This is a genomic window from Streptomyces sp. NPDC093510 (genome assembly GCF_040683555.1).
Classification (GTDB): domain Bacteria; phylum Actinomycetota; class Actinomycetes; order Streptomycetales; family Streptomycetaceae; genus Streptomyces.
In genome coordinates this window covers 135,695-148,715 of sequence record NZ_JBFBEE010000003.1, presented here as the reverse complement: position 1 = coordinate 148,715, position 13,021 = coordinate 135,695, and the positions used below count along the sequence as shown (strand labels likewise).

The 13,021-nt window shown below is 72.2% G+C and carries 10 protein-coding genes and 2 pseudogenes; 3 read left to right on the top strand and 9 right to left on the bottom strand.

The features are described 5' to 3' along the window. Nucleotides 1–100 precede the first annotated feature (100 nt). The 5 genes and pseudogenes from AB0N81_RS05450 to AB0N81_RS05430 form a co-directional block, all read right to left on the bottom strand. Nucleotides 101–1,303, bottom strand: coding sequence for an FAD/NAD(P)-binding oxidoreductase (locus AB0N81_RS05450; protein WP_365355910.1), 1,203 nt, complete (start codon nt 1,301–1,303; stop codon nt 101–103). A 3-nt stretch (nt 1,304–1,306) separates the two neighbouring features. Then, complete coding sequence (locus AB0N81_RS05445) at nt 1,307–1,498, bottom strand: ferredoxin (protein WP_365355908.1); 192 nt, start codon at nt 1,496–1,498, stop codon at nt 1,307–1,309. 51 nt (nt 1,499–1,549) lie between these two features. After that, nucleotides 1,550–2,431, bottom strand: coding sequence for a fumarylacetoacetate hydrolase family protein (locus AB0N81_RS05440; protein WP_365355907.1), 882 nt, complete (start codon nt 2,429–2,431; stop codon nt 1,550–1,552). Continuing rightward, nucleotides 2,428–3,417 (bottom strand): 3,4-dihydroxyphenylacetate 2,3-dioxygenase, encoded by a 990-nt coding sequence (locus AB0N81_RS05435; RefSeq protein ID WP_365355906.1) that lies wholly within the window; start codon nt 3,415–3,417, stop codon nt 2,428–2,430. The genes AB0N81_RS05440 and AB0N81_RS05435 overlap by 4 nt, the downstream gene beginning before the upstream one ends. Then, nucleotides 3,410–4,970, bottom strand: a pseudogene (locus tag AB0N81_RS05430) (aldehyde dehydrogenase). Before AB0N81_RS05430 ends, AB0N81_RS05435 begins: the two are co-directional and overlap by 8 nt. A 185-nt stretch (nt 4,971–5,155) precedes the next feature. On the opposite strand from AB0N81_RS05430, the gene AB0N81_RS05425 reads away from it, so the two are divergent. Next, nucleotides 5,156–5,956: a gamma-glutamyl-gamma-aminobutyrate hydrolase family protein gene (locus AB0N81_RS05425; protein WP_365355905.1), complete on the top strand. Its 801-nt coding sequence runs from the start codon at nt 5,156–5,158 to the stop codon at nt 5,954–5,956. 30 nt (nt 5,957–5,986) lie between these two features. Here the strand turns inward: AB0N81_RS05425 and AB0N81_RS05420 are convergent, their stop codons facing one another. After that, on the bottom strand, nt 5,987–6,571 hold the full coding sequence (locus tag AB0N81_RS05420; RefSeq protein ID WP_365355903.1) for a MarR family winged helix-turn-helix transcriptional regulator: 585 nt from the start codon (nt 6,569–6,571) through the stop codon (nt 5,987–5,989). 120 nt (nt 6,572–6,691) lie between these two features. Next, nucleotides 6,692–7,484 (bottom strand): annotated as a pseudogene (locus AB0N81_RS05415) (acetoacetate decarboxylase family protein). 614 nt (nt 7,485–8,098) lie between these two features. Here AB0N81_RS05415 and AB0N81_RS05410 point away from each other — a divergent pair. Both AB0N81_RS05410 and AB0N81_RS05405 read left to right on the top strand, forming a co-directional pair. Continuing rightward, a complete protein-coding gene (locus AB0N81_RS05410) occupies nt 8,099–9,484 on the top strand; it encodes a glutamine synthetase family protein (RefSeq protein WP_365355902.1) in 1,386 nt (461 codons plus the stop codon). Further along, nucleotides 9,468–10,784, top strand: coding sequence for a cytochrome P450 (locus AB0N81_RS05405; RefSeq protein WP_365355901.1), 1,317 nt, complete (start codon nt 9,468–9,470; stop codon nt 10,782–10,784). The genes AB0N81_RS05410 and AB0N81_RS05405 overlap by 17 nt, the downstream gene beginning before the upstream one ends. Before the next feature lie 70 nt (nt 10,785–10,854). Here AB0N81_RS05405 and dusB read toward each other — a convergent pair whose 3' ends face one another. Next, nucleotides 10,855–11,994 (bottom strand): tRNA dihydrouridine synthase DusB, encoded by a 1,140-nt coding sequence (gene dusB / locus AB0N81_RS05400; protein WP_365355899.1) that lies wholly within the window; start codon nt 11,992–11,994, stop codon nt 10,855–10,857. Nucleotides 11,995–12,035: 41 nt separating this feature from the next. Further along, nucleotides 12,036–13,016, bottom strand: a complete 981-nt coding sequence (locus AB0N81_RS05395) for a helix-turn-helix transcriptional regulator (protein WP_365355897.1) — start codon at nt 13,014–13,016, stop codon at nt 12,036–12,038. Between the last annotated feature and the right edge of the window lie 5 nt (nt 13,017–13,021).

Sequence of the window (13,021 nt, the reverse complement as noted above, 5' to 3'; positions counted from 1 at the left end):
GGTGGCCGCCCCTTCGGCATGTCCTGGGCGGCGCGCCGGGCCGTGCGGCCGGGTGCCAGGGCACCGGCTGCGGCTCAGGGCACCGGCTCAGGGCACCGGCTCAGGGCACCGGCTGCGGTGTCGTCAGCAGTTCCGCCCGGTGCCGGCCCGCCGCGAGGACCGCTCCCGGGCCGCCAAGCGCGGCCACGCCGATGAGGCGGGTGCCCTGGTAGTAGCCGTAGAGGAGGTCGTCGTCCGGGGACTCCGGGTCGCCTTCGAGGAGGCGGCAGCGGTCGGCGAGCGCGGGCTGGCCGAAGGACTGCAGGCGCATCCCGAACTGGTCGCTCCAGAAGGACGGCAGCGGCGCGAAGGGCTCGGCGCCGGGCCCCTCAGTGCCCGTCAGGCCCGCGACCAGGGTGCGGGCCGCGTGGCGGGCGCTGTCGCCGGGGATCGACCAGTGTTCGACGCGGCGCGGCACGGGTCCGTAGCGCGGGTTCGGGAAGCGGGCCACGTCGCCGACGGCGACCGCGTGCGGCAGCCCGCCGATGCGCAGGTGCGCGTCGCAGAGGACGCCGTCGGTCAGGTCGAGCCCGGCGGTCGCGGCCAGCCATTCGGTGTTGGGCAGCGAGCCGACGGCCTCGACGACCAGATCCGCCCCGACCTCGGTGCCGTCGTCGAGGACCGCGCCGTCCGCGGTGAGTCCGGCGGCGAGGCGGCCCATCAGGAAGCGCACGCCCCGCGCCTCGTGGCGGCGCCGCAGCGCCCGGCCGAGGTCCGCGCCGACGGCGAGGAGCATCGGCTCGGCCTCCGGCGCGACGACGGTCACCTCGCAGCCCGCCGTGCGCGCGGTCGCCGCCACCTCGCAGCCGATGAAGCCGGAGCCGATCGTCAGTACCCGGGTGCCCGCCGCCAGCCCGGCGGCCAGGGCCACCGAGTCCTCCAGCGTGCGGACGACGTGCCGGGGCGGGCCCCCGGGGATCGGGAGTCTGCGTGGCCGCACCCCCGTCGCGGCCACCAGACCCTCGTACATGTGGGCCGAACCGTCGGCCAGTGTGAGCGTGCGCGCCGTCAGGTCGGCCGCGATCACCGCCGCGCCCAGCCGCCACTCGACGTCCTCGACGCTCGGCCTGCGGCGCAGCTCGGTGCCGCGGGCGGGGAGGTGTCCCGCGAGAACGTCCTTCGACAACGGCGGCCTGTTGTACGGGAGATGCCGCTCGTCACCGAACACGGTGATCGCGCCCCGCCAGCCCGCGGCCCGCAGCTGTTCCGCCGCGCGCAGCCCGCCCAGCGACGCTCCGACGACGGCGATGCCCACGGCGGCCATCGTTCAGCCCTCGACCCGGATGGCCTGCAACGGGCAGACGTCGGCGGCGTCCTCGGCGTCGGCGCGCAGCGAGTCGTCGGGCGAGCCGGTGTACGCGAGATGCCCTTCGCCGTCGAGCCGGAAGATGTCCGGCGCGGCGAAGACGCACTGCCCGTGGTCCTGGCAGACCTCCAGGTCGACGATGACTCGGACCATGCCAACTCCCTTTCCGACGTGGGCTTCTGGCTGGGTTTTCCGGCTACTGCTTCAGCGGCGTGGCGGGCGGATGCCGCGGAACTCCCAGTCGCCGCCGAGTGCCGTGGAGAGGACTTCCTCGGAGGCGGTGGGCTGGGCACCGACGTCGGTGCGGACGACCGCCGGGCCGGTGACGATGTGGTTGGTGAGCCGTCCGAGGCCCTCGGCCTCGACCTCGACGACGTCCCCGGGCCGGACGGGGCGGGAGCCGGCGGGCGTCCCGGAGAGCAACACGTCGCCCGGTTCCAGCGTGATCGTGCGGGCGATGTCGGCGACGAGGTAGTGCATGTCCCACGCCATCTCGTCCGTCGAACCGTCCTGCACGAGTACGCCGTTGACGTACGTCCGCAGGTACTTGCCGTGGAAGTCCCATCCGGTGACGAGGCCGGGGCCGAGCGGGCAGAGCGTGTCGGAGCCCTTGACGCGGAGCATCGAACCGGCGTCGGTGTCGCGGAAGTCGTGCAGGCCGAAGTCGTCGGCGACGGTATAACCCGCGATGTACGAACCGGCCTCCGCCGGGGCGACGTTGCGGCAGGTGCGGCCGATGACGATACCGATCTCGCCCTCGTAGTTGAGGTATTGGCAGCCTTCGGGGCGCACGACCGCGCCGCCGTGGGCGTTGAGGGCGGAGACGGGCTTGTGGAAGTAGGTGGGCGCGGGCGGCAGGGTGGCCCCGAACTCCGCCACGCGGCTGCGGTGGTTGAGGTGTACGGCGATCACCTTGGAAGGGCGTACGGGAGGGAGGTGCCGGGCCTCGGACGCCTTGACGCGGCGGCCGTCCGGGGCCACGAGCTCGTCCCCTTCGCGGAGGACCTGGACGGCGGTCCCGTCGAGCAGGACGCGGCGGTACTCGATGGTGCGCGCCCTCTCCCTCGCCCTCTCCCTCGTCCTCATGCGACTGCCTCGCTCGGGTCGGTGCCGGTGCCGGTGCTGGTGCTGGTGTCGGTACTGGTGTCGGCACTGGTGCCGGTCCAGCCGGTGGCCGGGCGGTCGAACCACAGGTGCATCTGTCCCGTGCCGATGGAGTTCTCGTACGCGCTGTAGGCGCGCCCGGGGGCGGTGCAGCGCTCTTCGCCGAGGGCGCCGGCCATCATCAGGTAGTGCCCGAACCGGGCTTCCGGCTTGTGGGTGAGGAACTCCGCCATGGTGCGCAGGACTTGGGCGTGGTCGCCGCGCTCGAACCACTCGACGCGCTGCCGGTCGGCGGCGCGCGCCTCGGGCGTACGGATGTGGGAGGGGTCGCTGGACTCGTGGGCACGCAGCTCGCGCAGCGGCCAGAACGTGTGCGAGAGGGCGCCGGACGCGATGAGCAGGACCCTGCGGCCGGGCAGCGCGCCGATGCCGTCGGCGAGCGCGCGGCCGAGCCGCAGGTGGTCCTCGGTGTCACCGGTCTGACAGACCCCGATCGAGACCCACTTCTTCTCGGGGAGGCCGTGGCCCAGGTACGTCCACAGGTTGATCGTGGCGTAGTACACGGGCAGGAAGGGGTCGTCGATCGGGGTGATCCAGGTGCCGTGCTTCTCCGCGAACCGCGCGACGGAGTGGGCGAGTTCGGGATCCCCAGGGTAGTCGTACGGCATGCGGCACATGCCGCGCGGCAGCTCTTCGGAGGTGAAGAGCCCGGCGCGGCGCGAGTGGGCGGAGACGACGAACTCGACGGTGGTCGCCCAGTGCGAGTCGAGGACGACGACAGTGTCGTAGTCGAGCGTCTCGAAGACGTCGGAGCGCAGGGTGCGCAGGCCGGGGACGAGGCTGATCTCGCGGCCCTCGTTGAGCTCCTTGCGGGTCTCCTCGGGCAGCACGATGGTCGGTACGTGGGCGAGGAGTCCGGCCCCCACGATCTCGCCCCTCCCTGCGCTCTCGACTCTCGCCTCAGCCATGGTGGGCCCACCCCCTCGGCGCGGTCACGGTGTTCTTGAGGTCGCAGTAGAAGTCGAAGGACCAGTCGCCCCCCCTCGCGCCCGATGCCGGAGCCGCGCGATCCGCCGAAGGGCGCGGAGAGGTCGCGCACGAAGAAGCAGTTGACCCAGACCGTGCCCGCCACGAGCCGCGCGCTGATCCGCGCCGCGCGCTCACGGTCGCCGGTGGCGAGGGTGGCGGCGAGGCCGAAACGCGTGCCGTTGGCGAGGCGCACGGCCTCGTCGTCGTCGCCCTCGGGGAACGTCTGGAGCGTGAGGACAGGACCGAACACCTCCTCCTGGACGATCTCGGAGTCCTGGGCGACGTCGGTGAGGAGGGTCGGGAGGTAGTAGTTCCCGCCCAGCGCGGTGTTGCGGCCGCCGCCGGTGACGGCCTTCGCGCCCGCCTCCAGGGCACGGCGCACGAACCCGTCGACGCGCTCCACGTGCCGCGGGTGGATGTTGGGGCCGATGTCGGTGGCCGCGTCACGCGGGTCGCCCTGGACCAGCTTGGTGACGCGGTCGAGGAAGAGACCGAGAAACGTGTCGCGCACGGGCTCCTCGACGAGGATGCGGGTGCCGGCGAGACAGACCTGCCCCGCGTTGTCGTACTGCTCCACGGCGAGATCGGCGGCCAGCTCCAGGTCGGCGTCGGCGAGGACGAGCAGCGGCGACTTGCCGCCGAGCTCGAAACTGCAGGGCACGAGGTGGGTGGCGGCGGCCGCGGCGATACGGCGGGCGGTGGGCACGGAGCCGGTGAAGCTGATGCGGCGCACGTCGGGGTGGGCGGCGAGGGGTGCGCCGACCTCCTCGCCGTACCCCTGCACGAGGTTGAAGACGCCCGGCGGCAGCCCCGCCTCGTGCGTGATGTCGGCGAGGAGCGAGGCGGTCAGCGGGGCCCACTCGGAGGGCTTGACGACGACGGTGGAGCCCGCCGCGAGCGCCGGCGCGATCTTCCAGCTCGCCAGCATCAACGGGGCGTTCCACGGCGTGATGAGGACGGCGGGGCCCGCCGGGTCCCAGCTGACGTGGTTCGTGTGGCCCCTCGTGTCGAAGTCGTCGTGGGCGAGGGCGAGGAGCCGGTCGGCGAAGTAGCGGAAGTTGTGGGCGACGCGCGGTATGACGCCGCGGCGGTGCGAGCGGAGCAGCGCGCCGTTGTCGGCGGTCTCGACCGCCGCGAGGTCCTCGGCGCGGGCGTCGACGCCGTCGGCGACGGCGTGCAGCAGCCGGGCGCGCTCGACGGGCGGGGTCGCCGCCCAGCCGGTGAACGCGGTGCGGGCGGCGGCCACGGCGGCGTGTGCCTCGCCGGGGCCGCCGCGTGCGATGGGGGCGAGCGGGGTGCCGTCGATCGGCGAGTGGTCGATGAAGGTGGTGGGGGTAGTGGGGGCGGTGGGAGTGGTGGCGGAGGTGGTGGCTGCGCGGGTGCCGTTGATCCAGTGGCGGGTGTCGATGCGTACGCCCTCGACGGTCGCCGTGGCCGTGGCCGTCGCCGTGGCCGTGGCTGCGGGAGGATCTTGAGCGTGGGCCTGGGCCATCTCCGCCTCCAGTTCGTTTGAACCCAAACAACGTACGAGCGGGGGCGGGTGGGGGTCAACCCCTTGCCACTCCCTCGTCAACCCCTCGTGCGGATAGGGGTATTGGTTTATCGTTTGGGGTCAAACGGGAGCGCGCGTGTCGCGCATGTCCCTGCTTCCGGCACTGACCGGTCAAGGAGGCTTCGATGCCGTGCCGTCGGCCGCTGATCGCCCTCCCTCAGCGGTACGCCGCGACGACCTCCGCCCTCCGCTACGCCGCCGTCGTCACCGCCCGCGCCCTCGCCGAGGCCGTGTTCCGCGCGGGCGGCGAGCCGTTCATGATGCTCCCCGGGCCACCGGAAGAGGCCGCCGAACGGCTGTCGCTCTGTGCTGGGTTGTTGTTGCCGGGGGGTGGGGATGTCGCGCCGTGGCGGTATGGGGTGGGGGTAAGGGGTGGCGCTGGGGCCGGGGTGCACGGGGCCGTGTACGACGTCGATGACGCTCAGGACGACTTCGATCTCGCTCTCGCCCGGTACGCGCTGCCCCGCGGCCTGCCGACCCTCGCGGTCTGCCGCGGGCTCCAGGCCGTGAACGTACTGCTCGGCGGCACGCTGCGGCAGGACATGGGCGGGCCCGGCTCGGAGCACCGGCATGTGGTGCATCGCGTGCGGGTGGCGGGGGGATCGACGGTGGCGCGGGCGATGGGGGGCGGGGGTGTGGGGGCCGTGGGGGGTGTGGAGGGCGGGGGCGCAGACGTTTCCTGTTATCACCATCAGTGCGTGGAACGCCTCGGGCAGGGGCTCGTCGCCACCGCCTGGGCTGCCGACGGGACCGTCGAGGCGCTCGAACTGCCGGGCACGTCCGGGTGGTTCGCCGCCGTGCAGTGGCATCCGGAGGACACGGCGGAGGTGGACGGGCGGCAGCGGGGGTTGTTCGAGGCGGTGGTTCGGGCCGCCTCGGCCTCTGACTCGGCCTCTGGCTCGGCCTCGGCCGCTGAGTGGGTGTGAAGTCGGGCGAGGGAAGTCAGGCGGAGGAGGTCAGGCGGGGCGTTTGGGTCTGCGGCCGCTGCGGCGGGGAGTGGGCGCCGCGCCGTTCAGGAGGTGCTGCCTGCGGTCGTCGCCCTTCTCCTCCGTACGGACGACGATCCTGCGCAACAGGTCGGCCAGGGTCTCGCACTCCTCGTCCGTCAGGCCCTCGGTGACGAACGCCTCCTCGGCGTTGAAGGCGGGGAACACCTCGCCCATCAGGCGTTCGCCCTCGTCCGTGAGGCGGAGCAGGGCGAGCCTGCCGTCGTCGGGGTGACCGCGGCGCTCGACGAGGCCACGGCCCATGAGGGTGCGGGCGACACCCGTGAGCGTGCCCTTGGAGATGCCGGCCTCCTCGGCGACGTACCGCGTCTCCGTCTCGCCCCAGATCCAGATGACGTAGAGCACGACGAACGACGTCCACGTCAGTTCGGCGCCGCGGAGCACCGAGTTCTCGAAGTGCTGTCGTACGGCCGCCGCCGCGCGGTAGATGTTCGAGACGGCGGCCATCTGGTCGTACCGGACGGGGGTGCCGGTGTCGCCGAGCTTGGCTCGGACCGCCTTCTCGGTCTCGCGGATGGTGCGGTGGCCCGTCACTCCGTGTCTCCTTGTGTCATGCGTGGGGCTTGGGGGCTGGGGCTGGGGCTGGGGTTTGGGGCTGGGGTTGGGGTTGGGGTTGGGGTTGGGGCTGGGGTTGGGGCTGGCCGGTGTGGGCTTTTACAGCTCGCGTTCCAGCAGCGTTCCGCCGTTCCAGGTGACGCCCACCTGACGGTAGTACGCGCCGATCGGCTCCTCGACCGTGAGCGCGGCCAGCTCCTCCGTGGGCGCCTCGAAGAGGTCGAGCTCGGCCTCGCCCGACCACGCCTGACCGCCCTCGAAGGCGGCGGCGCCCGACTCGATCAGCTCGTCGAGGGCCAGGCCCTTGCCGTCGATGGACGGGAGTTGGCGGTGGTGGGCCATGGGGTGGGCGTTGACGAAGCCGTTGGTGGGCGACGGGGCGCGCAGGGTGACCACGGCCTGGGCGAGGCGGCGGTCGGCGGCGGCGAGGGTGGCGCCGAACACGGCGCCGGGTTCGATGCGGGGGGGCGGGGCCGTAGGGGTGGGGACGGGTGAGATGGATGGAGCCGAGCTTCTTCGGGTAGCCCTGGTGGGCGCCGCGGGCGATGGCGAAGTCCTTGTCGACCCAGATGTAGACGCAGCGGGAGTAGGTGCGGTCGCGGTAGGTGCAGCGGACGACCGCGAAGCACTCCTTGTACTGGGCGCGGACGGGGTCGAGGAGTTCGGACCTGTCGGCGCCGCAGGACTGCCAGTCGGCCCAGATGAGGGCGACGGCGCCGGGGTCGTCCGGGGCGGGGGTGAGGGGGGCGGGGAGGAGGGCGCGGATGTGGGCGGGGTCGGTGCGGTACTCGATGGTGAGGAGGTCGCCGGAGTAGTGCCAGGGTGGGTGGGGCACGGTGGAGGACCTGCCGGTGGCGCTCTTGGGCGGCAGGAATCCCTTGAGTCCGGCCATGACCAGCCCCTTCCGCGATTCGTTTGGTCCCGTACGGTACGCCTGGGTGCGGGGGGCTGTCACTGGGCGGGGGCGCCTTGGGTTCGTCTGTGGGGCGGGGCCGCGGGGGTATGTACGTACTCGCTATCCCTTCGCCACGCCTCAAGTCCAAAGACGCCAATGTTTCCTCGGTGCTCCGTGCGCACATACCCCCACGTCCCCTCGGGACGCGTTTGCGGCTGCGGCCCGGTGGGGGGCGCAGCCTCTCCTGCTCCTACCTGGCAGCTGCGTCGCGGGGCAAACGGGCGGGCGGGTGGGATACATCCGCCGCGAAGCGGCGGCCTTGAGGCTCCTACCCCGGCGGGACGTCGCGGGGAACACCCCACCACCCACCCCCACTCCCGCAGGACGTCGCGGGGCGAACGGGTGGGTGGGTGGGATGCATCCGCCGCGGAGCGGCGGGCTTGGGGCCTGCCCCGGCGGGCCGTCGCGGGGGACCCGGCACCCACGCACCGCGCCGCAGGGCAACAAGCGCTGCCCGCGCGGAGGTTGGGGTAGCGCGCACCCTCGGGGGAGTTCTATCGTTTGAGGTCAAACAAATGGCGCACCGCACCCCCGGAAAGGCTGGGACACGGGTGAGTGAAGCGAGCGCACCATCCCGGGGCGAGGACACCCCCGTCACAGAAACCGTCGAAGCGCTGCGCGCCAAAGGCACCGACGTCATCCGCGTCGTCTACCCCGACCTGATCGGAGCCGACCGCGGACGCGACGTCCTCGTCGGACAGTTGCCGCGCGCCTGCGAGCACGGGCTCAGCTTCTGTCGCGCCGTCTACCACACCAGCCCCAGGGGCGACGTCGTCCCCGTCGCGGGAGGACTCGACGCGGGGCTTCCCGACATCTGCGTACAGCCCGATCTGCGCACGCTCAAACCGCTGCCCTGGGAGCCCGGGGTCGCTTGGTGTCTGGGGAACAGTCTCGATCCGCTCACGGGCGCCGCCGTGCCGGAGTCGCCCCGCGCCCTGCTGCGACGGGTACTTGAGCGTGCCGGCGAGTGCGTGGGGGGCGGTGGGCTCTCCGTCGTCGTCGGGCCCGAGCTGGAGTATTTCCTGTGCGACCCCGCCCCCGCCGCCGCGTCCGGCTGGATGCCCTACGGAGGCGCCACCGGGAATGTGTACAGCGCCGGGCGGCGCGGCGACCCGGACGGTCATCTGCTGCGCACGTTGCGGCAGTTGGATGCCCTCGGTATCGGCGTCATCGCGGGGAACCACGAGTTCGACGGCGGGCAGTTCGAGATCAATCTCGACCACTCGGACGCCCTGGACGCCGCCGACCGCGCCTTCTTCTTCAAGGCCGCCGTCAAGGAGGCCGCCCGCCACGAGGGGCGTCTCGCGACCTTCATGGCCAAGCCCTTCAACGGGCTCGGCGGGTCCGGTTTCCATGTCCATCTGTCACTGGTTGACGGGGAGGGGCGGAATGTTTTCGACGAGCCCCGGGCCCGGAACGGTCTGTCCGCCATCGCCCTGCACGCCGTCGGCGGCGTGCTGCGGCACGCGTCCGCGCTGGCCGCGCTGCTCAATCCGACCGTCAACTCCTACAAGCGTTTCGGGCCGGACACCCTCGCCCCCTGGCTGATCGACTGGGGTCTGGACAACCGCAGCGCCATGGTCCGCATACCGCCCGAGCGCGGCGCCGGGGCCCGGCTGGAGCTCCGGCTCGGTGACGCGTCCGCCAACCCCTATCTCCTGGTCGCGGGCACCGTCGCCGCTGTTCTGCTCGGGCTGCGCGACAAGGCCGAGCCGCCCGCCCCGTTGGAGGGGTATGGATACGACGAGGTCTCGGCCGTTCGGCTGCCCGTCACTCTCACCGAGGCCCTCGACGCCCTGGAAGCCGATGAGGCGCTCGTCGGGCTGCTCGGCGAAGGATTCGTCCGCGCTTTCCTCACGTACAAGCGCAATGAGGTCGAGCGGTGTCAACAGGCCGTGAATGACTGGGAGTTCGGGGAGTATGCGTTTCTCATCTGACCGGGCCGAGGCCCTTCCTGCGACCTCGGCTGCGGGCGAGGCCGTGCCGCCTCTGTCGCTTGCCGATGTCGACCTCGCCGACAACGACCGGTTCACCGATCGCGCGCTGCCCTGGCGGATGTTCGACGTGCTGCGCCGTGAGGACCCCGTCCACTGGCAGCCCGAGCCCGCCCCCAACTCCGGTTTCTGGGCGGTCACCCGGCACGCCGACATCGTGCGCGTCGACCGTGACCCCGAGACCTTCACCTCGGAGAGGTTCACCAATCTGGAGGAGGTGGACGAGGACTACATCGCCCTGCGGCGTTCGCTGCTGGAGACCGACGGGCTGCGGCACCGGGCCATGCGGCTCGTACTGCAGAAGCGGTTCACGCCGCGTGCCGTCGCGACGTACGAGACGTTCCTGCGCGGGCTCACCGCGCGCACGCTGGACGCCGCCCTGCCCAAGGGCACCTTCGACTTCGTGCGGGAGGTGTCCGCCGACTTTCCCATCAACGTGCTCGCGCGCATGCTCGACGTGCCCGAGGAGGACACGCGGCGGCTCATCGACTGGGGCAACCGCATCATCGGCAACACCGACCCCGACTACGCGGATGTGCTGCTGGAGAGCGCGGAGAGCGAGCGGTATCGGAACCTGCCCTTTCGGTCGCCGGCGGCGCTTGAAGTCTTCGCGTACGGAAGGGAGTTGGCCGCCCGTAGGCGCGGCGGGAGCGGGGACGACCTCGTGAGCGCTCTGGTGAACAGCTCGCCCCGGGACGGCGTTCCGCTGTCCGCCACCGACTTCGACAACTACTTCCTGCTGCTCGTCGTCGCCGGGAACGAGACCACCCGGCACGCCATCTCGCACTCCATGCTCGCCCTCATCGAGCACCCGGAGCAGCGGGCGCGGCTCGTCCGTGATCCCTCGCTCGTCCCCGGTGCCGTCGAGGAGTGTCTGCGGTGGGCCTCGCCCGTCTACCACTTCCGGCGGACGGCGACCCGTGACGTCGAGCTCGGCGGCAAGCGGATCAGGGCGGGCGACAAGGTCGTGCTGTGGTTCGCCTCCGGGAACCGGGACGAGGACGTCTTCCCGGACCCGTACCGCTTCGACGTCACCCGCGAGGACAACGACCACGTCACCTTCGGCAAGGGCAGCCCGCACTTCTGCCTCGGCAACTCCCTCGCCCGCCTGGAGATGCGGGTCATGTTCGAGGAGCTGCTGCCGCGGCTCGCGGACATCCGTGTCGCCGGTGAGGTGCGGCGCGTGCGGTCCAACTTCGTCAACGGGATCAAGGAGCTGCCCGTCACGGTGACGCTCAAGTAGCGGGCGGGCGGGCGGGGGCAGGCAGTGGTCGGGCCGGGGGCGGGGGGCGGGAGCCCGGGGGGGGGCGGGGTCAGCCGCCCGACGTGTCCAGTTCCGCGTCCTCACTGATGCCCGCGCAGTCGTAGGGGTCCTTCAGCCAGCCGTCCGGCAGCACCACGCGGTTGTTCCCGGAGGTGCGGCCGCGGGGGCCGTCGGCGCCGGCGGGCCAGGGCTGGTCCAGGTCAAGCTCGCCGAGCCCGTCCTCCAGTTCGGCGAGCGACGAGGTGATCGCGAGGCGCTTGCGCATCTCCGAGCCGACCGCGAAACCCTTCAGGTACCACGCGACGTGCTTGCGGAAGTCGATGACGCCCCGCGACTCGTCACCGATCCACTCGCCGAGGAGCGTGGCGTGGCGCAGCATGACGGCGGAGACCTCGCGCAGGGTCGGGGCCTTGGGCGCGCCCGTGCCCTCGAAGGCGGCCACGAGGTCGCCGAAGAGCCAGGGTCGGCCGAGGCAGCCGCGGCCCACGACGACACCGTCGCAGCCGGTCTCGTTCATCATGCGGACCGCGTCGGCCGCCGACCAGATGTCGCCGTTGCCGAGCACCGGGATCTCGGGGACGTGCTCCTTGAGGCGGGCGATGGCGTCCCAGTCCGCCGTGCCGCCGTAGTGCTGGGCGGCCGTGCGGCCGTGCAGCGCGATGGCGGTCACACCCTCCTCGACGGCGATGCGGCCCGCGTCGAGGAAGGTGATGTGCTCGTCGTTGATGCCCTTGCGCATCTTCATGGTGACGGGGAGGTCCCCGGCGCCGCTGACGGCCTCGCGCAGGATCGCGCGCAGCAGGGGGCGCTTGTACGGGAGCGCGGAGCCGCCGCCCTTGCGGGTGACCTTGGGGACGGGGCAGCCGAAGTTCAGGTCGATGTGGTCGGCCAGGTCCTCTTCCGCGATCATGCGGACGGCCTTGCCGACGGTCGCCGGGTCGACGCCGTACAGCTGGATCGAGCGGGGCTTCTCCGTCTCGTCGAAGTGGATCAGCTGCATCGTCTTCTCGTTGCGCTCCACCAGGGCGCGGGTGGTGATCATCTCGCTGACGAAGAGGCCCTTGCCGCCGCTGAACTCCCGGCACAGCGTCCGGAACGGCGCGTTCGTGATGCCCGCCATGGGGGCGAGCACGACGGGCGGCTGCACGGTGTGCGGGCCGATCGACAGGGGCTGCGGCAGAGACGGCATGGATGATCTCCGGGACGGACGACGGGACCCTCTATTGTCCCTCACTCCGCGGACAGCTCCGCCAGGTGCTCCAGACGCTCCAGGCGCTCTTCCGTCTCGTCGTCCGCGGGGATGTACGTGATGAGGCGGTACGCCTGCGGCAGCGGGGCCATCCACAGCATGCGGTGTTCCAGGCGGAGCAGGCCGGCCTGGGGGTGCTGGTAGCGCTTGACGTGCGGTGCCATGGTCGCCACCTCGTGCCGCTCCCACAGTTCGCGGAACTCGGCGGAGACCCCGGCGAGCCGGTCGCGCAGCTCCTTCCAGGCGGGTTCGGCGCCGTGCTCGGCCATGGAGCCGCGGAACTTGGCGACCAGGTCGCGCAGCATCTCGTCCCGGTCGAGGAAGGTCTCCCGCCAGCTGCGGCTGGTGGCGAGGAGCCACAGGCAGTTGCGGTCGCGCGGCTCCATCGCGTCGAAGTCGCCGAAGACGTGCGTCCAGGAGCGGTTGTACGCGAGGACGTCGTAGCGGCCGTTCTGCACGGTGGCCGGGTAGGGGGCGACGCGGCGCAGCAGCCGGCGGACCTCCGCGGAGAGCGCCGTGCACTCGGCCTCGGGGCGCGGGTCGATGGCGCCAGCGAGCGCGAAGAGGTGGGCGCGCTCGCTGGGGTCCAGCAGCAGCGCCCGTGCGATCGCGTCGATGACCTGCGCGGACACCCGGATGGGCCGTGCCTGCTCCAGCCACGTGTACCAGGTGACGCCCACACAGGAGAGCTGCGCGACCTCTTCGCGGCGCAGGCCCGGTGTGCGGCGGCGGGTACCCCGGGGCAGGCCCACCTGCTCGGGCGTGACGCGCTCGCGGCGGCTGCGGAGGAAGGCGGCCAGTTCTTGGCGGCGGATGTCGGCGGCCGGCTCTGCCGACTCGGTGGACTCGGTGGGCCCTCGCGGCTCTGCGGGCTCTGCCGACGCGGCGGGCTCTGCGGGCTCTGCCGACTCGGCGGACTCAGCGGACTCAGCGGACTCAGCGGACTCAGCGGTAACGGTCACTGTCC

What these genes read in the sequence shown, in the direction of transcription:
- AB0N81_RS05440 (WP_365355907.1), bottom strand. Translation starts at nt 2,431, where the DNA reads ATGAGGACGAGGGAGAGGGCGAGGGAGAGGGCGCGCACCATCGAGTAC.
- AB0N81_RS05450 (WP_365355910.1), bottom strand. Translation starts at nt 1,303, where the DNA reads ATGGCCGCCGTGGGCATCGCCGTCGTCGGAGCGTCGCTGGGCGGGCTG.
- AB0N81_RS05425 (WP_365355905.1), top strand. Translation starts at nt 5,156, where the DNA reads ATGCCGTGCCGTCGGCCGCTGATCGCCCTCCCTCAGCGGTACGCCGCG.
- AB0N81_RS05435 (WP_365355906.1), bottom strand. Translation starts at nt 3,417, where the DNA reads ATGGCTGAGGCGAGAGTCGAGAGCGCAGGGAGGGGCGAGATCGTGGGG.
- AB0N81_RS05405 (WP_365355901.1), top strand. Translation starts at nt 9,468, where the DNA reads ATGCGTTTCTCATCTGACCGGGCCGAGGCCCTTCCTGCGACCTCGGCT.
- AB0N81_RS05445 (WP_365355908.1), bottom strand. Translation starts at nt 1,498, where the DNA reads ATGGTCCGAGTCATCGTCGACCTGGAGGTCTGCCAGGACCACGGGCAG.
- dusB (WP_365355899.1), bottom strand. Translation starts at nt 11,994, where the DNA reads ATGCCGTCTCTGCCGCAGCCCCTGTCGATCGGCCCGCACACCGTGCAG.